The following is an 18,857-nucleotide window of genomic DNA, read 5'->3' as shown; positions in this document are numbered from 1 at the left end:
CTCCGGGCTTCGTTCTTTCGTGTTTCCAGCTTATCAGATGTTTTCCGCTCCGTTTCCGGGGCTTCGTTCATCCAACTCGCCGGTGTCTTCCGGGGTTTGACGCCCCGTCCGACGTTTCAAACTCTAGCCGATCCCCGCTCCGAAAAGCGAATCCGACCGCAACCCAATAAAACGAGCACGCCTAATACGCACCAGGCCACGACGCACACAGGCGAAGCGACCCGGCCCGAACCGGGAAGTGGTGTTTCAGAGGATTGGCCACCCCGGGACCGTCCGCGCGGCTGCGTGTCCGGTGCTCCCTGTCAGGCGACTAGGAGACAGTACTCCTACTCCGGGCCCAAGCCAAACGCCCCTGCCCGGCTCCTCCCCGCCCCACACCCCCGGACGCCGATCAACGTCGGCGTTCATCGTTTGTCTACCGCTCTCCCCCAAGCTCGTGCCACACCGCGCCCCGAGGACCTGGCGGCGCGATCGCACGAGAGAACCACGAGGTACACGGGGACATGAAGACGATGAAGGCCCTCCGGCAGATCGCCCTGGCCACCGCCACCACCGCGCTCGCACTGGCCGGGGCCGTGGCCTCCACCGGCACCGCGGAGGCGGCGATCGACCGGGCCGTCGACCACGTCTCGATCTGGGACGACGAGCCGCTGTACCAGGGCTGGTACATCGAGTCCGGCTCCACCAGGATGATCATGCAGCCCGACGGCAACTTCGTCGTCTACCAGTACGGCAGCGACGTCAAGATGGCCAGCAACACCGTCGGCTGCGGCTACAAGGCCGTCATGCAGGTCGACGGCAACTTCGTCGTCTACGCCGCCAACGGCTACGCCTGCTGGTCGTCCGGCACCGCCGGCCACCCGCACGCCAAGCTGACCGTCACCGCCGGCGGCACCTCCGGCGTCTACTGGGGCGGCGGCATCATCCCCCGGCTCGCCCACTCCTCCGAGCGCGGCCCCTTCTCCGGCCCGGGCTCGGTCTTCTTCTCCTCCGACCTCTACTGAGTCCTCCCCGGCCCGTCCCCCCGGAGCGCGAGCCAGCTGACCAGGTCGGCCACCGTCCACCGGGGCCGGGCGGCCAGCCGCTCCGCCGCGGTCCGCAGCAGGACCGGCAGGTGGCCGCAGAGCGCGGCCACCTCGGCCACCGCCTCCGGCTCCCGCCGGACCCGCTCCGCGCCGACGATCCGGGCCAGCAGCTCGTAGGCGTCGTGCGGCTCCAGCGGTCCCACCGCCAGCCGCACGGCGTCCTCGGGCAGCGCGCCCGGCTCCGCGCCCGCCACCACCGCGGCGCAGCCGGGCGCCGCCGGCAGCAGCGGCCCCGGCTCTGCCACCCCGTCGAGCAGCACCAGCACCCGGCGCCCGGCGAGCGCCGCGCGGTAGCGCGCGGCCAGCTCGTCGAGGCCGGCCGAGGAGTCCGCCCGATCCCCCAACGCCCTCAGGAAGCCGGCCAGCACCGCGCCCGGGCCGCCGCCGCCCGCGTACAGCTGCCCGTCCGGGAAGGCGTCCTGGACGGCGTGGGCGACATGCACCGCCAGCGCCGACGCGCCGCAGCCCGCAGGGCCCGACAGCCCCAGCACCGGCGTGCCGCCCGCCCGCAGCGCCCGCTCCGCCTCCCGCACCTGCGCCGCCCGCCCGACCAGGTCCGGAATGTCCGGCGGCAGCTGACACGGCCTCGGCAGCCGCCGCAGCAGCACCGGGGTCTCGCCGCGCCGGATCTGCTCCGCCAGCTCGACCAGCGCCGGGGCGGGTTCGAGCCCGAGCTCCCCGTCCAACCGCTCCCGCAGCGCCTCGTACCCCGCCAGCGCCTCCGCCGTACGGCCGCAGCGGGCCAGCGCCAGCAGGTGCAGCCGGTGCACCTCCTCGTCCTGCGGGTACGACGCCACCAGCCCGGCCAGCGGATCCAGCGCCTCGGCGTGCCGGCCGAGCGCCAGGTCCAGGCCGAGCAGTGCCTTCACCGCCGCGAACCGCCCCGCCGCGAGCCGCTCCCGGACCCGCTCGGCGAACGCCCCGGGCACCCCGTCCAGGGCGCGCTGCCCCTCCCAGGAACCCAGTGCCCGCGCCAGCGACTCGCGTGCCCGCAGCGGATCCTGGTGACGCAGCGCAATGGCCTCGGCCACCGCGCCCTCGTAGCGGAAGAGGTCCACCGCCGTGCGCGGCGCCTCCAGCCGGTAGCCGCCCGCGGTCCCGACCAGCAGTCCGGGCGTGCCCAGGGCACGCCGCAGGCGGTGGATGTGCGTGCCGATCTGCCCGACCGGATCCTTCGGCCAGCGGGTGTCGTCCGCCCCCCACAGGTCCTCGACCAGCCGATCCGTGGACACCAGCTGTCCCGGCGGGATCAGCAGCGTTGCGAGCACGGCCCGCTGCTGCGGTCGGCCGAGGTCGAGCTCACGGCCGTCGCACCGGGCCCGCAGCGGACCCAGCAGGCTGAAATCGAGCCCCACCGCCCACCCCTCGAAGACGTCGATCCGGTACACAATCTGTGACAGAGAATAGGCCGCCGGGGTATGGGGGCCCCGCCGTCCGGCCGGAACTGGCGGGATCCCGGCACAGAACGACTTTCGGGGACGGGACATGGGTGACATCGGGGGGTCCGGACTGCGGTTCGGACTGCTGGGACCGCTGCGGGCCTGGTACGGGGAGCAGGAGCTGGAACTGGGCAGGCCGCAGCAGCGGGCCGTGCTCGCCGTGCTGCTGGGCGCGGCCGGGCGGACGGTGGCCGTCCCGGTGCTGGTCGAGGGGGTGTGGGGCGGCGCCGCACCGGCCGACCCGCGCAAGGCCGTCCAGCTCGCCGTGTCCCGGCTGCGCGCCGCGTTCCGGCCGTACGCCGGGGACGACCCGGAGCGGATGCCGCTGGTCCGGGTCGGCGACGGCTACGCGTTCAAGGCGGCCGGGGCCGAGCTGGACTCGGCCGTGTGGGACGCCCTGCTGGCCGAGGCCCGACGGCTGCGCGACGCGGACGCGCCGCCGCAGGAGGTCCGGGAGGTGCTGCGCCGCGCCCACCGGATGTGGGTCGGCGAGGCACTGGCCGGACTGCCCGGGCCGCACGCCGAGGCCGTCCGCGCCCGCCTGACCGAACAGCGGGTCTCGGCCAAGGAGACGGAACTGGGGCTGGACGCCGACCTCGGCGACCGCACCGACCTCACCGCCGCGGCGGCCGCCCTCGCCCTGGAGCACCCCGGCCGCCCCCGGCTCACCGCCGTCCTGATGCGCGCCCTCTACCAGGCCGGGCGCAAGGCCGAGGCGCTCGCCGTGTACGAGGACGCCCGCGCCTGGCTCCCGCCGGACGAGGACGGACCGGCCGGGCTCCAGCTGCGCATCCTGCGCGAGGACGCCTCCCTGCTGCCCGCGAACGCCACCGCCGGCCCGACCGAACCGGCCGCCACCGAGACCGACAGCTGGCAGGCACCCGACCAGCTCCCGTCCGGCCTGCCCGACTTCACCGGCCGCACCGAGGAGGCCGAGACCCTCGCCGACCGCCTCGCCGGCGCCGGCGGCCGGGCCGTCGTGGTCTCCGCCCTGGACGGCATGGGCGGCGTCGGCAAGACCACCCTCGCCGTGCACGTGGCCCGCCGGGTCCGCGACCGCTTCCCCGACGGACAGCTCTTCGCCGACCTGCGCGGCGCCGACCGCACCCCGCCCGACCCCGGCACGGTGCTCGCCGGCTTCCTGCGGGACCTCGGCGTCGACCCGGGCGAGATCCCTCCGGACACCGGCGAACGCAGCGCGCTCTACCGCTCGGCCCTGTCCGGGCGGCGCGTCCTGGTCGTCCTCGACAACGCCGCCACCACCGGCCACGTCGAACCGCTGCTGCCCGGCTCACCCGGGTGCGCGGTCCTCGTCACCAGCCGCCACCGGCTGACCGGCCTCGCCGGGGCCCACCAGCTGCGCCTGGACACCCTGCCGCCCGAGCAGGCGCTGGAGCTGTTCACCCTGATCGTCGGCGCCGAACGCGTCGCCGCCGAGCCCGGGGCCGCCGAGCAGGTCGTCCGGGCGTGCGGGCTGCTGCCGCTCGCCGTCCGCATCGTCGCGTCCCGGCTCGCCGCCGACCCCTCGCTGACCCTGGCCGCGCTCACCGAAGGGCTCCGCCGCGAGCACCGGCTGGTCGAACTCAGCGACGGCGAACGGACCGTCGAAGCCAGCTTCGCGCTCTCCTACCGCCGCCTCGACGCCGAACTCGCCCGCGCCTTCCGGCTGCTCTCCCTGCCCGACGCCCCCGACGTCCCGCTGCCCTGCGCCGCCGCCCTGCTCGACCGCACCGAGGCCGAGACCGGGGAGCTGCTCGAAACCCTCGTCGACCTCAACCTCCTGCACTCCCCGCGCTTCGGCCGCTACGGGTTCCACGACCTCGTCCGTGCGTACGCCCGCGGTCGGCTCGCCGAGGAGGACGGTGCCGCCGAGAGCACCGCCGCCACCGACCGGCTGCTCGACTTCTGCCTCGCCAGCGCCCGCAGCGCCGACCTCGCCGCCCGCAGGCCCGACCCGGTCGAGCTCAGCCTGCTCGACGCGGCCGTGTCCCACCCCGGCCGACCGGTCGCCGACGGCGCGCAAGCCGTGCGCTGGATGCGCGAGCAGGCCGAGGTGCACGCCGCCGTCATCGCCCTGAGCTGCGCCGACCCGGCCGTGCCGCTCGACCGCGCCGCCGAACTCGCCGACCGGATGAGCTCGGTGCTCGCCGAACGCACCCAGACCACCGTCATCGCCGACCTCGCCGAACGCCTCGCCGGTGAAGCCGAGGCCCGCGGCGACCACGGCCCGCACGCCCTCGCCCGGTACGTGCGCGGCTCCATGCTCTGGCACGTCAACCGCTACGCCGAGTCCGCGGAGGAGATCCGCCGGGTCGTCGACATCTGCACCGCCACCGGCACCGAGCGGGTCCTCGCCAAGGCCCTGCTCACCCTCGGCGGCAACGCCCGCGTCCACGGCCGCTACGCCGAGGCCGCCGAGCACGCCGGCCGCGCCGCGGGGCTGTTCCGCCGCCTGGACGCCGGACGCTCCGAGGGCAGCGCGCTCGGCGAGTTCGCCTTCAGCGCGGCCCAGACCGGACGCCTCGACGAGGCCCGGGACGCCGCCGAGCGCTGCGCCCGCCTGATGAGCGACTCCGGCCCGGTCTCCGCCGCGACCGGCCGCTACTACCTCGCCCGGGTACTGCGGCTGTGCGGCGACCCGGAGGCGGCGCTCGCCCACGCCGTCGGCGCCCGCGAGGAGTTCGCCGCCCTCCAGGTCACCGTCTTCGCCGCCGCGTCCGGGGACCTCGCGGCCCGCATCCACGCCGAGGCCGGCCGCTGGCTGCTCGCCGTCGACGCCGCCGAGGCCGTCCTCCCGCTCGCCCGCCGCACCAGCGCCGCCCTGGAGGCCGCCCTGCTGCGCACCCTCGGCACCGCGCTCACCGGCCTCGGCCGCCCGCGCCAGGCCCGGGCCTGTCTGACGGACGCCCTGGAGGTGTACGAGCGGCTGGGGCTCAAGGAGGAATCCGAGCAGGTCAGGGGGCTGCTGGAGCGGTAGACACGGCATCAACGCGAAGGTGCACTACGCGCGTTGACCGACCGTCTACCGCGGTGCCGGAACGTCTCTCTCGTCAGGCCCCGGGCCGCAGCGGTCGCGGCCCGGGGCGACACCACAGACGAGAGGCGCAACCATGCCCACGCTCCCCCAGCACGGTCAGAACTGGACGCTCAAGTCCGCCAACGGAACCGTCGCCGACCTCCGCTCCAGCCAGACCACCGCCGGCACCGCCATCCAGTCCTGGGGCCCCAACGGCACCACCGCCCAGGGCTGGACCTTCTGGGCCAAGGAGAACGGCAGCTTCCTCCTGGAGACCCTGCTGACCACCGGGCGGCACGCAGGCGGCCAGGCCATGGTCATGGACTTCAACTACTCCATCGGCCAGACCTGGCTCTACAACGAGCACAACCAGCCCAACCAGCACTGGTGCTTCGAGCCCCTCGACAACGACTGGGTGCGCATCCGCACCACCCGCACCAACGACGGCATGCTCTTCCTCACCGCCGCCGCCCCCGGCTCGCCGCTCACCCTGGCCAAGCAGGACGACGGCAACCCGGCGCAGCGCTGGCAGCTCGTTCCGGCCGGGGGCGCCGGCAGCGGCGGCCAGCAGCAGCCCCAGCCGCAGCCCCAGCCCCAGCCGCAGCCCGGCGGCGGCGGTGACTTCCGCACCGAGATGCTGAACTCCGTCAACGCCGAGCGCGGCCGGGTCGGCGCCCCGCCGGTGCGCCTGGACGACCGCCTCAGCGCGGCCGCCCAGCGCCACGCCAACGACATGGCCTCGCACGACCTCACCCAGCACAACGGCACCGACGGCAGCACCCCCTGGGACCGCATCGCGGCCGCCGGCTTCTCCTCGCGGGCCTCCGCCGAGAACGTCACCCCGAGCAACAGCGTGCCGGAGGCGATGCAGATGTGGATGAACAGCCCGGGCCACCGGGTGAACATCCTCAACCCCGACTACAACTTCATCGGCATCGGCTACGCGCCCCGCCAGCGCGGCAACTGGGGCCGCTACGTGCAGACCTTCGGCAAGGCCTGAGACCCCGACCGGCACCCTTCCAGCAACAAGGAGTCCATACCCATGTCCTCGAACGCGGCGGACCTGATCCGCATCGCCCGAGACGAGGTCGGCTACCACGAGGGCCGCAGCGGCGGGCACTGGAACAACATCCAGAAGTTCTCCCCCGCCGTCGCCGGCCTGGAGTGGTCCCAGGGCGAGGCCTGGTGCGCCACCTTCGTCGCCTGGTGCGCCGAGCAGTCCGGCAACGGCGGGCTCTTCCCGGTGAGCGCCTCCTGCGCGGAGGGCGTCGCCTGGTTCAAGGAGCGCGACCGCTTCACCGAGTACCCGGTCATCGGCGGCCAGGTCTTCTTCGGGCCCGGCGGCGGCAGCCACACCGGCATCTGCGTCGCCTACACCAGCTCCACCATCACCACCGTCGAGGGCAACACCAACGACGGGGGAAGCTCCGAGGGCGACGGCGTCTACCTCAAGACCCGTGAGCGCCACTCGGACTGGGTCCACGGCTACGGCATCCCGGACTTCGCCGAGGGCGTCGTCCTCGCCGATCCGCAGTGGAAGGACCGCTCCGGGGCGCTCTACTTCGGGCAGGAGGCGTCCGCCGACGACAGCCCCGCCGGCGGCGCCCCGTCCGGCACCGCCCCGGCGGCCGGCGGCGACAGCGGCGGCGACGGCTACGAGCCCTTCCCCGGCGCCGACTTCTTCCACGACGGCCAGAGCAGCGACGTCATCACCCGGATGGGAGAGCGCCTCGTCGCCGAGGGCTGCTCCGCCTACGCCGAGGGCCCCGGGCCCGAGTGGTCCGGCGCCGACCGCGAGTCCTTCCGCAACTGGCAGCACAAGCTCGGCGACTCGGGCGCGGACGCCGACGGCGTCCCCGGCCCCAAGCAGTGGGCCGCGCTCGCGGTCCCGCGCGGCTGACGCCGGGCATACGGCACACCCACCTCACCAGAAGGAGAAACCCGATGAGCACCATCACCCGTACCCGCAGGCTCCTCGCCTCGGTCGGGACCGTCGCGGCCGTCGCGGGGGCGGTCGTGGCGGGCGCGCCCGCCGCACAGGCGGCGCAGGCCGGCGCCTGCGACCTGTCGCCGTCCGTGGGAGGCATGACGGCCGTGAACAACGGCTCCGGGGCCGGCGCGCTCGACCTGTACCACAACGTCGAGGCCAACGGTCAGCCGATCATCATCTATCCGGCCAACCAGTCGCCCGCGCAGACCTGGTCGTTCTGGAAGTACTGCGACGGCACCACGGCGATCTCGCACGGGCAGGGCAAGGTCATCGACCTCGACACCGGCTCGGGCGCGGTCCGCCTCTGGGACACCCCCGGCGGGCTGGACGGCCTCAACCGGCCGACCGGCGACTGGATGCCGGCCAACCAGAAGTGGCTGCTGACGGACAACGACCGCGGCTGGTACATGATCATCAGCGCGGCCACCGGGCAGTGCCTCACCGCCAACGGCGGCGGCCAGGCCACCGGGGTGACCTCCTGCAACACCGGCGACCCGGCCCAGCGCTGGCTGCTGGGCTGACGAACCACCGGGCCCGGTCCGCTCCTCGACGTCGAGCGGACCGGGCCTATCCTCGTCCGCGTGCCCCTCATCAGCCTGCACGACCGCGCCGCGCTCGCCGCCCGCTTCCACACCGATCCGGCGCTGCACCTCTTCGAGCTCGGCGACCTGGACGACACCCTCTGGCCCAACACCACCTGGTACACCGCCGCCCCCGACGCCGGGCACGGACCGGTCGCACTGCTCTACAGCGGCGGCGACACCCCCGTCCTGCTCGCCTTCGCCCGGCCCGCCGGCCTCCCCCCGCTGGAGGCGCTGCTGCGCGACCTCCGCCCCTTCCTCCCCCGCCGGTTCACGGCCGGGCTGCCGGACGGCGCCGAGCGGGCGCTCGCACCCGACTACGCGGTCGAGCGCCGGACGCCGCTGCTGCGGATGCTCCTCACGGCGGAGCTCCCGGCCGAGGACACGCACGAGACCCGGCCGTTGGGCCCCGCCGACGTCGACGGCGTCCGAGCCCTGCTCGCCGAGTCCTACCCCGACTCCTGGTTCGACCCCCGGATGCTGGCCGGCGGCGGCTACGTCGGCGTCCGCGAGAACGGCCGGCTGCTGGCCGTCGCCGGAGTGCACGTCCACTCGCCCGCCCAGCGGGTCGCCGTGCTCGGCAACGTCACCACCCACCCCGACGCCCGCGGCCGCGGGCTCGCCCGGGCCTGCGTCACCGCGCTCTGCCGCCGGCTGGCCGCGAGCACCGACCACCTGGGCCTGAACGTCCGCACCGACAACGCCCCGGCGATCCGGCTGTACGAGCGGCTCGGCTTCACCACCGTCGCCACGTACAACGAGCTGGTGCTCGGCGCCACCTCCTAGGCGCCACCTCTTAGGCGCCACCTCCTAGGCGCCGCGTCCCGGGCACCGCGGCCCGGGCGGCGGATCACGAGTCGATATCCCTTGTCACGGCCGCGCGAGGGACTCGTCACGAACGTGTCAAAGCGGCGCCGAACCCATGGTCCCGATCGTTCGCGCTGCGCTATGAACGTCCCTCAGGAGGACCGCCGGCACCGGGGGTCCGCAACCACGGGGGATCCACACGTGAAGCCCATCCGCAGCAGTCGCCACGCCCTGGCCCTGGCCTCGCTGGCCGCTGTCGGCGCGCTCACCCTGACCGCCTGCAACGACGACGCCTCGTCGTCCGACACCGCGACGACCCCGCCGGCGACCGGCGCGCCCGCCGGCCAGGCCGCCTCGCCGAGCGCCGCGGCCACCACCCCGGCCGCCTCGCCGAGCGCCGCGGCGACCACCCGGGCCGCCTCCGGTTCGGCCTCCATCCCGGCGGGCGGCACCGCCCCGGCGGCCGGGACCACCCTGAAGCTCGGCGACGCCGCCACCATCCCGTTCAGCTCGGGCAGCACCAAGGGCACCATCGCGCTCGCGGTCACCTCGATCGAGAAGGGCGACCCGGCCGACCTCACCTCGCTCAACCTGGGCGACAAGGCCAAGGGGCTGGTGCCGTACTACATCCACTACAAGGTCACCAACGCCGGCGACACCGACCTGTCCTACACCAGCGTCAACCACATGAAGGGCCTGCTGGCGGACGGCACCGAGGCGCAGGAGCTGATGGTCATCGGCTCCTTCCCCAAGTGCAAGAGCGAGTCGCTGCCCAAGGGCTTCACCAACGGCCAGTCCGCCACGTCCTGTGCGGTGGCGATGTCCCCGGAGGCCTCCAAGGTCGCGGGCGCCGAGTACTGGGGCGAGCCGTACACCCTCGGCAAGGGCCTCAACTGGAAGTGATGCCCGGACCTGCCCAGCCCCGTGCCGTCAGCCCCGTGCCGTCAGCCCCGTGCCGTCGGCGACGACGCCGCCGGCGACGCGCCGTGGATCCGCAGGAAGGCGTCCACACCGGCCGCCGCGATCCGCTCGACCTCCTCGTCCGCCACCGGGAGGGCGCCCCAGAAGGAGCGCTCGGCGATGCCGTGGAAGGTCAGCAGCGTGAACTGCTCGGCGGCCAGTGCGGCGTCCCCGACCGTGAGGAGCCCGCGCTCGGCGAGCGCGGCGAAGTGCTGCGCGAGGTCGCGCTGGGAGGCGATCGGTCCGGCCTCCAGCCAGGCCTCCAGGACGTCCGCCGGGATGTTGGCCACTTCGGCCCGGATCGCCCGGCCGAGCGCCCCGTGTTCCCCGGCGGACAGGACCGCGCGGGCCCGCTGGACGGCGAAGTCGATCAGGTCCTGGCGCAGCTCCACCACCCGGTCGAGGTACTTCGCCATCAACTCCCGGATGCGTTCGGTCAGTTCCGCCGAGTTCTGCAGGGCCACCGACAGGAAGAGGGTCTCCTTGTCGGCGAAGTGGTTGTAGACCGTCCGCTTGGACACCCCGGCCTCGGCCGCGATCGCGTCCATGCTGGCCCGGACGTACCCCTCGCGCCCGAACACCGCCGTCGCGGCCTGCGTGATCGCCTTGCGCTTCTCCGGCCGCCCCGCTCCGCCCGTCGTCGCCACGGCCCTCTCCTCTTCCGCCGGCGCATCGGCCGGCCACTCAGAAACTACCCGGTGTAGTTTATCCGGGTCACGGCGAACCCGGACTTGCCGCCGAACACGTGTGCTCTATGCTGCGTACGACTTCTACACCCGTGTAGAGGTGATACGGAAGCGCCTCCCCCGATCACGGGCGGCCGGGCGGGAACCGGCCGGCCGGAAACCGGCGTCCGGAACTGGCAGCGCCACGAACAGAGTTCCGGAACGACGGACGACGGGCCCACGGCCCGGACGAGGACCGGCCCGGGACCGGACGGACCGGACGGACCGGACGGACCGGACGGTCGGCACGCGGCGCAGGCGCCACCGTGGCGCGCGGAGCACGGGAACACCGGGGTGAGGGCGTGGCGGGGCAACGAGGACGGTCGGCCGACAAGCGGGCGCGCCGACGGGCGGCGGACGGACCCGCCGGACACATACGCCCCCTGCCCGGCGGTCCCGCGCTGCCGGTGGCGCTCGCCGTCGGACTGCCGCTGGCCGGCGCCGCGGTCGACGAACTCTCCGGCCCCGGGATGGGCCTGGCCTTCGCGGTGGCCGCGGTGCTCGGCACCGGCCTGGCGGCGGCGCTGAGCGGCCGCAACGGCTGGTGGTGGGTGCTCGCCGCCTCGCCGCTGGTCGTCCTGGGGGTGACGGCCGCCGCCGAGCTGGCCGCCCACCGCGACCGGTACCAGGGCAAGGCCCTGGCCACCGGCGCCGCCAAGTGGGTGGTGCACGGCTTTCCCGTGATGGCCGAGGCCGCGGTCGCGGCCGTCGTCGTGATCGCGTTCCGGCTGGTCCGGGCGAGGAGGAGGCAGCATGGCTGACAACGCCGGAACCGACGGACGTGCCGCGGCCCGCCGCTCCTCCCCCGTGCTGATCGCGGGCCGGGCAGTGGCCTGCACCGTGGGGTTCGCGGTGTTCGCCGCCAGCGGGGTGGTCTGGTACGAGTACAAGCAGCTCACCGACGGGATGACCACCTCCGGCGTCATCGCCGAGACCAAGAAGGACGCGCCCAAGCACCTCGACAACTCGGTCAACCTGCTGCTGATCGGCCTGGACAGCCGCAAGAACATGGACGGCACGGACCTGCCGCCCGAGTTCGTCCAGGACGAACTGCACGCCGGCCACAGCTCCGACATCGGCGGCTACAACACCAACTCCCTGATCCTGCTGCACATCCCGGCGAACGGCGGCAAGGTGCAGGCCGTCTCGATACCCCGCGACGACTATGTGATGACCTACGGCGCCGACGGCTCCCAGCTGGGCATGGCCAAGATCAAGGAGGCCTACGGCGCGGCCAAGGACAAGGCCGACGCGGGCCTGCGCGCCAAGGGCCTCAAGGGCGCCGACCTGGAGAAGGCCGGCCGGGACATCGGCCGGGCGGCCACCATCCGCACCGTGCAGAAGTTCCTCGACCAGCCCATCGACCACATCGCCGAGGTCAACCTGATGGGCTTCTACGACATCGCCAAGGCCCTCCAGCCGATCGAGGTCTGCCTCACCCACGACACCAGGGACCCGGCCATGGAGGGCCAGGGCTCGGGTGCCGACTTCCACAAGGGCGTCAACAAGCTCAACGCCTCGCAGGCGCTCTCCTTCGTCCGCCAGCGCCACAACCTCGACGGCCCGGACGGCAACTCGGGCGACTTCGCCCGCACCCACCGCCAGCAGGCCTTCATCTCCTCGGTCGTGCACAACCTCAAGCAGAAGGGCGTCATCGGCGACCTCGGCAAGATGCAGGAGCTGATGGGCGTCATGCAGAAGGACCTGGTGATCGACAACGAGTGGAACGTGCTCGACTTCGCCCAGCAGGCCCCCAACCTCACCGGCGGCAACGTCGAGTTCAACACCCTGACCTTCGACGGGTTCGGCACCAGGAACGGCCAGGACGTCAACCTGGTGACCCCGGCGAAGGTCCAGAAGGTGGTCAAGCAGCTCTTCGGCTACGCCGACGCCGCCGCGGCACCGGCCCCGGCCGACCCGGCCCCGGGGGCGGCCCCCGCACCGGTCCAGCCGACCGCGGCACCGACGCCGACCCCGACCGCGACCTCCGCCAGGCCCGTCACGGTCGACGTCTTCAACGCCTCCTCCGCCGCCGGCGTGACCTCCGCCGCCGAGGCCAAGGCCCTGGCGGTCCTGGGCTTCAAGGAGGGCCGCACCGGGTCGGCCGGCACCCGGCCGAAGACCACCACGGTCGTCTACGGCAAGGGCGCCAAGGAGGCCGCCGAGCAGATCGCGGCCCGCTACGGCGTGACGGCCACCGAGTCCGCGAGCGCCGCCGCCGACCACGTCGTCGTCACCCTCGGCACCACCTTCACCGGCGTCGCCGCCGACGAACCCGCCTCCCCCGCGGGCGGCGCCCCGGCCGACCCGGCCGCCAATCTGCCCATGCAGGGCCCCGCCGTCGACGCCCAGGCCGACGGCGGCATCCCCTGCGTCTACTGACCCGCTCCGCATCGGCCGTCCGAGGGAGGCTCCCCGCCCGGGGAGCCTCCCTCGGCCGTTCCGGCCCGGAGGGGTCCTCGCGGAAACCCCTGGCGCAATTCTCCGTACTATGTATAGTGTACTGCGTACGGGATAACGCCCGAACGCCGACGAAAGGGTTCTCCGCCTTGCAGATCACCAGGACCGCCGTCTCCCTGACCGTCGAGGACGTCACCACTTCCGCCGCCTTCCTCCAGCGGCACTTCGGCTACACCGAGGAGATGTCGGCCGACGGCTTCGTCTCGCTCGGACACCCGGGCGGCGGGGTCAACGTCGTCTACCTGCGGCGCGGCCTCGAAGTCCTGCCGGAGGAGCAGCGCCACCGGATCGCGGACGGCGTGATCCTGGCGTTCGTCGTCCAGGACATCGCCGCCGAGGAACGGCGGCTGCGCGCCGAGGGCGTCACGATCACCCTCCCGCTGCGCGAGGAGCCCTGGGGCGAGAAGCTCTTCCAGGTCGCCGACCCGAACGGCGTGGTGGTCGAACTGGTCGAGTGGGCCGAGGAGTAGACAACGACGAGCGACAGGCCACGACGAACGACAGGAAATGACGAGCGACAGGAAATGACGACGGCGCCCCCTGTCCCGGCCGGGACAGGGGGCGCCGTTCGCTCGGACCGGACGGCGGGGCGGTCAGTCCACCGTCCAGGTGTCGTTGCCGGCGAGCAGCGCGGCCAGGTCGCCCTCGCCGCGCCGGGTGGCGGCGGTGGCCAGCTGGTCCGCCATCAGCTCGTCGTAGACCGGCCGTTCGACGCTGCGCAGCACGCCGATCGGGGTGTGGTGCAGGGTGTCCGCGTCGGCGATCCGGGAGAGCGCGAAGGCGGCGGCGGGGCCGGCCGCGTGCGCGTCGTGGACCAGGACGTCCGCCTCGTTCCCCGCCGTGACCGGGGCGGTGAACAGCTCGCCGTCCGGCCCCCGGAAGACGCCGTTCGCCAGGTCCGCGCCGAAGCGGACGGGCCGCCCGTGCTCCAGCCGGATCAGCGCCTCGTCCCGGCTGCCGGGGTCCTTCAGCACCTCGAAGGCGCCGTCGTTGAAGATGTTGCAGTTCTGGTAGATCTCCACCAGCGCCGTGCCCCGGTGCTCGGCGGCCGCCCGCAGCACCGACTGGAGGTGCTGGCGGTCCGAGTCGATGGTGCGCGCGACGAAGGTGGCCTCGGCGCCGATCGCCAGCGACAACGGGTTGAACGGCGCGTCCAGCGAGCCCATCGGGGTGGACTTGGTGATCTTGCCGACCTCGCTGGTCGGCGAGTACTGGCCCTTGGTGAGGCCGTAGATACGGTTGTTGAACAGCAGGATCTTCAGATTGACGTTCCGCCGCAGGGCGTGGATCAGGTGGTTGCCGCCGATCGACAGCGCGTCGCCGTCACCCGTCACCACCCAGACGCTCAGGTCCTGGCGCGCGGTGGCCAGCCCGGTCGCGATCGCCGGCGCCCGGCCGTGGATCGAGTGCACCCCGTAGGTGTTCATGTAGTACGGGAAGCGCGAGGAGCAGCCGATGCCCGAGACGAACACCGTGTTCTCGCGCTTGATGCCCAGCTCCGGCATGAAGGACTGCACCGCCGCCAGGATCGCGTAGTCCCCGCAGCCGGGGCACCAGCGCACCTCCTGGTCGGTCTTGAAGTCCCGGGCGCTCTGCGGCCCTTCGGCCTTGGGCACCAGCTTCAGGGACGGGAAGGCGTGCTCGCTCATCGGTGGTCCTCCTCGTCCAGGGTGCCGATCGCGGCCCACAGCACGTCCGCCAACTGGGCGGCCTTGAACGGCAGCCCGCGCACCTGGTTGTAGGACTCGGCGTCCACCAGGTACTTCGCCCGCAGCAGCAGGGCCAGCTGCCCCAGGTTCATCTCGGGCACGATGATCTTCTCGTAACTCCGCAGCACCGAGCCCAGGTTGGCCGGGAACGGGTTGAGGTTGCGCAGGTGCGTCTGGGCGACCTCGCCGCCGTCCGCGCGCACCCGGCGCACCGCGGCGGTGATCGGCCCGTAGGTCGAACCCCAGCCGATCACCAGCACCCGGGCGTCGCCGGTCGGGTCGTCCACCTCGACCGGCTTCACCGTGATGCCGTCGATCTTGGCCTGCCGGGTGCGGACCATGAAGTCGTGGTTGGCCGGGTCGTAGGAGATGTTGCCGGTGCCGTCCTGCTTCTCGATGCCGCCGATCCGGTGCTCCAGGCCGGGCGTGCCGGGCACCGCCCAGGGCCTGGCCAGCGTCCGCGGATCGCGCAGGTACGGCCAGAAGGCGCCGTCCTCGCGGTTCGGGCCGGTGGCGAACTGCGGGTCGATCTCCGGCAGTTCGTCGACGGCGGGGATCCGCCAGGGCTCCGAGCCGTTGGCCAGGTAGCCGTCCGAGAGCAGGAACACCGGGGTGCGGTAGGTGACCGCGATCCGGGCCGCCTCCAGCGCCGCGTCGAAGCACTCCGCGGGCGTGGCCGGGGCGACGATCGGCACCGGCGCCTCGCCGTTGCGGCCGAACATCGCCTGCAGCAGGTCCGCCTGCTCGGTCTTGGTCGGCAGGCCGGTGGACGGGCCGCCGCGCTGGATGTCCACGATCAGCAGCGGCAGTTCGAGCGAGACGGCCAGGCCGATCGCCTCCGACTTCAGCGCGACCCCCGGCCCGGAGGTGGTGGTCACCCCGAGCGCCCCGCCGAAGGCGGCCCCGAGCGCGGCGCCGACGCCGGCGATCTCGTCCTCCGCCTGGAAGGTGCGCACCCCGAAGTTCTTGTGCCGGCTCAGCTCGTGCAGCACGTCCGAGGCCGGGGTGATCGGGTACGAGCCCAGGTACAGCGGCAGGCCGGAGCGCTTCGCGGCGGCGATCAGCCCGTAGGACAGCGCGAGGTTGCCGGAGATGTTGCGGTAGCGCCCGGCCGGGAGCCTGGCCGGCGGCACCTCGTAGGAGACCGCGAAGGACTCCGTGGTCTCGCCGAAGTTCCAGCCCGCCCGGAAGGCGCTGATGTTCGCCTCGGCGATCTGCGGCTTCTTGGCGAACTTGGTGCGCAGGAACGACTCCGTCCCGTGCGTGGGCCGGTGGTACATCCAGGACAGCAGGCCCAGGGCGAACATGTTCTTCGCCCGCTCCGCGTCCTTGCGAGCCAGGCCGCTGTCCTTGAGCGCCTCCAGGGTCAGCGCGGTCAGCGGCACCTTGTGCAGGTGGAAGCCGTCCAGCGAACCGTCGGTCAGCGGGTCGGCCGGGTAACCGACCTTGGCCAGCGCGCGCTTGGTGAACTCGTCGGTGTTGACGATGATCTCGGCGCCGCGCGGCAGGTCCGGCAGGTTCGCCTTCAGCGCGGCCGGGTTCATCGCGACCAGCACGTTCGGGGCGTCGCCCGGGGTCAGGATGTCGTGGTCCGCGAAGTGCAGTTGGAAGGAGGAGACGCCCGGCAGGGTGCCGGCGGGCGCCCGGATCTCGGCCGGGAAGTTCGGCAGCGTGGACAGGTCGTTGCCGAAGGACGCCGTCTCCGAGGTGAACCGGTCACCGGTCAGCTGCATGCCGTCACCGGAGTCGCCGGCGAAGCGAATGATCACCCGATCGAGTCTGCGGATGGGCTTGCCCGGCTTCACCGGAGGGCCGCCCGGCGCGGGCGGTCCGGCGGGAGCGGCCGCACCCGAGCGCGCGTCGCCGTTCCCGGCGCGGGCCTCGTCGCCGTCCGGGCCGTCCACTGCCTCTGACTGATCGACCTGACTGGTCACTGCCGCGGACCTCCTCGTGGGCACACCACCGCGGGCGCGGCCCCGTGCCCCGTCCGCCTGGTGCACCTCTCGCATCCTATGCGGGCCGACACGACGGCGGCCGGAACCACGGCAGCAATTTCACCGGCCCGCGGCCATACCGCACGTGAGCAACAACGCCCGCCCGCCGGAGATCATTCCGGCTCGGGCGGGCGGACGCGAGCACCTCGGAGGCGCATGGCCGAGATGCGCTCCCCGGGGGCGCGCCCCCGGGGAGCCCGGGCTACGGAGCCGGGGCGTCAGGAGTTGAGGTAGGTGAGCACCGCCAGCACCCGGCGGTGGTCCTCCGAGCTCTGAGCCAGCCCCAGCTTGAGGAAGATGTTGCTGACGTGCTTCTCCACCGCGCCGTCGGAGACCACCAGCTGCCTGGCCACCGCCGCGTTGGTGCGGCCCTCCGCCATCAGCCCGAGCACCTCGCGCTCGCGCGGCGTGAGATTGGCCAGAACGTCGCCCTTGCGGCTGCGGCTGAGGAGCTGCTGCACCACCTCCGGGTCCAGCGCCGTGCCGCCGTCGGCGACCCGGACCACCGCGTCGGCGAACTCGCGCACCTCGGCGACCCGGTCCTTGAGCAGGTAGCCGACGCCCCGGGTGGAACCGGCCAGCAGCTCGGAGGCGTAGCGCTCCTCCACGAACTGCGACAGCACCAGCACACCCAGCTGCGGGTAACGGCCGCGCAGCTCCACGCAGGCCCGCAGCCCCTCGTCGGTGTGGCTCGGCGGCATCCGCACGTCGGAGACCACGACGTCCGGCAGGGCGTCGGCCGCGGCCAGCTCGTGGATGGTCTTCACCAGGGCCTCGCCGTCCCCGACCCCGGCGACGACCTCCATGCCGCGATCGGTGAGCAGCCGGGTCAGTCCCTCCCTCAGAAGTACGGAGTCCTCGGCTATGACGACGCGACGCATAACGACCTTCCCGGCAGGCGTGTGCTGACGGAAGTCAGTCTCCCCCATCCCGGAGTCGGTGCGGTGCGACCGGGCCCGGCCGCACCGCGGCCCGGCCCGGACGGGCCCGGGGGCTCACATGGTGCGGATCGCCACCGCGTCGCAGAGCCCCTCCAGGGCGGCCTTGGCCGCGCAGTCCGGCAGCGGGGCCAGCAGCGCCCTGGCCTCCTCGGCCCGGCGCAGGGTCTCGGCGCGGGCGCGCTCCAGCGCCGGGTGGGCGCGCAGCAGACGCAGCGCCTCGGCGTGCAGGTCGTCGTCGGAGAGGTCCTGGTCGAGCAGTTCGCGCAGCCGGGCGTCGGCCGGGTCGGCCGGGTCGACGGGCATCTGCTGCAGCAGCAGGGTCGGCAGGGTCGGCACGCCCTCGCGCAGATCGGTACCGGGGGTCTTGCCGGACTCGTGGCCGTCACTGGCGATGTCGAGCACGTCGTCGGCCAGCTGGAAGGCGATGCCGATCCGCTCGCCGAACTCGCCGAGGGTGTCCACCAGCTCGCGCTCGGCACCGGCCATCAGCGCTCCTATCCGGCAGGAGACGGCGATCAGCGAGCCGGTCTTGCCCTCCAGGACGTCCAGGTAGTGCAGCAGCGGGTCCATGTCCTGACCGGGACCGCGGGTCTCCAGGATCTGACCGGTCACCAGCCGCTCGAAGGCCTCGGCCTGCATCCGCACGGCCTCCGGGCCGAGGTCGGCGAGCACCTGGGAGGCGCGGGAGAACAGGAAGTCGCCGGTGAGGATCGCGACCGAGTTGTCCCAGCGGGAGTTGGCGCTCGGGGCGCCCCGGCGCACCGGCGCCTCGTCCATCACGTCGTCGTGGTACAGCGTGGCCAGGTGGGTCAGCTCGACCACCACGGCGGCGGGCACCACACCGGGCGCCCCCGGGTCGCCGAACTGGGCGGCCAGCAGCAGGAGCAGCGGACGGAAGCGCTTGCCGCCGGCTTCGAGGAGGTGACTGGCGGTGACGGTGATGAACGGGACGTCGCACTTGACGGCCTCGCCGAGCGCCGCCTCCACCGCGTCCAGTCCGGCCTGGACATCCCGGGTCAGGTCGCGGTCCTGCACGCTGAGCCCGAAGGGTTCCACGACGGTCACGAAGACCACTCCTCTGTCCCTGGTCGATCTAGCGGCCTGGTCCCTGAGTGCCGCCGCTGGCCATACAGGCAGGGTATCCGGTCGT

At 73.3% G+C, this 18,857-nt stretch carries 16 protein-coding genes; 10 read left to right on the top strand and 6 right to left on the bottom strand.

What is annotated here, in order from left to right; genetic code table 11:
• The first annotated feature begins 503 nt into the window (after positions 1–503).
• Positions 504–1,004: a hypothetical protein gene (locus ACGFSC_RS38055; protein ID WP_359902319.1), complete on the top strand. Its 501-nt coding sequence runs from the start codon at positions 504–506 to the stop codon at positions 1,002–1,004.
• Here ACGFSC_RS38055 and ACGFSC_RS38050 read toward each other — a convergent pair.
• Positions 998–2,473: a BTAD domain-containing putative transcriptional regulator gene (locus tag ACGFSC_RS38050; protein WP_359902316.1), complete on the bottom strand. Its 1,476-nt coding sequence runs from the start codon at positions 2,471–2,473 to the stop codon at positions 998–1,000. The two genes, ACGFSC_RS38055 and ACGFSC_RS38050, sit on opposite strands and share 7 nt — an antisense overlap.
• A 97-nt stretch (positions 2,474–2,570) precedes the next feature.
• Between ACGFSC_RS38050 and ACGFSC_RS38045 the strand changes: the two genes are divergently transcribed.
• From ACGFSC_RS38045 to ACGFSC_RS38020, 6 genes are all read left to right on the top strand, one after another.
• The gene (locus ACGFSC_RS38045) at positions 2,571–5,501 is read left to right on the top strand and encodes a BTAD domain-containing putative transcriptional regulator (protein ID WP_359902313.1); all 2,931 of its coding nucleotides are present in this window, start codon (positions 2,571–2,573) and stop codon (positions 5,499–5,501) included.
• Between the two features lie 133 nt (positions 5,502–5,634).
• Positions 5,635–6,540, top strand: a complete 906-nt coding sequence (locus ACGFSC_RS38040; RefSeq protein ID WP_359902310.1) for a CAP domain-containing protein — start codon at positions 5,635–5,637, stop codon at positions 6,538–6,540.
• Positions 6,541–6,582: 42 nt separating this feature from the next.
• Complete coding sequence (locus ACGFSC_RS38035) at positions 6,583–7,440, top strand: peptidoglycan-binding protein (protein WP_359902307.1); 858 nt, start codon at positions 6,583–6,585, stop codon at positions 7,438–7,440.
• A 44-nt stretch (positions 7,441–7,484) separates the two neighbouring features.
• Positions 7,485–8,051 (top strand): RICIN domain-containing protein, encoded by a 567-nt coding sequence (locus tag ACGFSC_RS38030; protein WP_359902304.1) that lies wholly within the window; start codon positions 7,485–7,487, stop codon positions 8,049–8,051.
• A gap of 60 nt (positions 8,052–8,111) precedes the next feature.
• On the top strand, positions 8,112–8,897 hold the full coding sequence (locus ACGFSC_RS38025; protein WP_359902301.1) for a GNAT family N-acetyltransferase: 786 nt from the start codon (positions 8,112–8,114) through the stop codon (positions 8,895–8,897).
• Positions 8,898–9,119: 222 nt separating this feature from the next.
• Positions 9,120–9,821, top strand: a complete 702-nt coding sequence (locus tag ACGFSC_RS38020) for a hypothetical protein (RefSeq protein WP_359902298.1) — start codon at positions 9,120–9,122, stop codon at positions 9,819–9,821.
• 41 nt (positions 9,822–9,862) lie between these two features.
• Here the strand turns inward: ACGFSC_RS38020 and ACGFSC_RS38015 are convergent, their stop codons facing one another.
• On the bottom strand, positions 9,863–10,525 hold the full coding sequence (locus ACGFSC_RS38015; RefSeq protein ID WP_359902295.1) for a TetR/AcrR family transcriptional regulator: 663 nt from the start codon (positions 10,523–10,525) through the stop codon (positions 9,863–9,865).
• A gap of 380 nt (positions 10,526–10,905) precedes the next feature.
• Here ACGFSC_RS38015 and ACGFSC_RS38010 point away from each other — a divergent pair, with 380 nt between their 5' ends.
• The 3 genes from ACGFSC_RS38010 (at position 10,906) to ACGFSC_RS38000 (ending at position 13,533) form a co-directional block, all read left to right on the top strand.
• Positions 10,906–11,364 (top strand): DUF6542 domain-containing protein, encoded by a 459-nt coding sequence (locus ACGFSC_RS38010; protein WP_359902292.1) that lies wholly within the window; start codon positions 10,906–10,908, stop codon positions 11,362–11,364.
• Complete coding sequence (locus ACGFSC_RS38005) at positions 11,357–12,985, top strand: LCP family protein (protein WP_359902289.1); 1,629 nt, start codon at positions 11,357–11,359, stop codon at positions 12,983–12,985. The genes ACGFSC_RS38010 and ACGFSC_RS38005 overlap by 8 nt, the downstream gene beginning before the upstream one ends.
• Before the next feature lie 167 nt (positions 12,986–13,152).
• The gene (locus tag ACGFSC_RS38000; RefSeq protein ID WP_359902286.1) at positions 13,153–13,533 is read left to right on the top strand and encodes a VOC family protein; all 381 of its coding nucleotides are present in this window, start codon (positions 13,153–13,155) and stop codon (positions 13,531–13,533) included.
• Positions 13,534–13,656: 123 nt separating this feature from the next.
• Here ACGFSC_RS38000 and ACGFSC_RS37995 read toward each other — a convergent pair whose 3' ends face one another.
• The 4 genes from ACGFSC_RS37995 to ACGFSC_RS37980 form a co-directional block, all read right to left on the bottom strand.
• Positions 13,657–14,712 carry a 2-oxoacid:ferredoxin oxidoreductase subunit beta gene (locus ACGFSC_RS37995; protein ID WP_359902284.1) on the bottom strand — a complete coding sequence of 352 codons (1,056 nt, stop codon included), beginning with the start codon at positions 14,710–14,712 and terminating at the stop codon, positions 13,657–13,659.
• A complete protein-coding gene (locus ACGFSC_RS37990) occupies positions 14,709–16,706 on the bottom strand; it encodes a 2-oxoacid:acceptor oxidoreductase subunit alpha (protein ID WP_380351861.1) in 1,998 nt (665 codons plus the stop codon). Before ACGFSC_RS37990 ends, ACGFSC_RS37995 begins: the two co-directional genes overlap by 4 nt.
• 278 nt (positions 16,707–16,984) lie before the next feature.
• On the bottom strand, positions 16,985–17,647 hold the full coding sequence (locus tag ACGFSC_RS37985; protein ID WP_359902278.1) for a response regulator transcription factor: 663 nt from the start codon (positions 17,645–17,647) through the stop codon (positions 16,985–16,987).
• Positions 17,648–17,761: 114 nt separating this feature from the next.
• The gene (locus tag ACGFSC_RS37980; RefSeq protein ID WP_359902275.1) at positions 17,762–18,772 is read right to left on the bottom strand and encodes a polyprenyl synthetase family protein; all 1,011 of its coding nucleotides are present in this window, start codon (positions 18,770–18,772) and stop codon (positions 17,762–17,764) included.
• Between the last annotated feature and the right edge of the window lie 85 nt (positions 18,773–18,857).

Source organism: Kitasatospora sp. NPDC048715 (assembly GCF_043198905.1).
GTDB lineage: Bacteria > Actinomycetota > Actinomycetes > Streptomycetales > Streptomycetaceae > Kitasatospora > Kitasatospora lactacystinica.
This window is presented reverse-complemented; position numbering and strand designations above follow the sequence as displayed.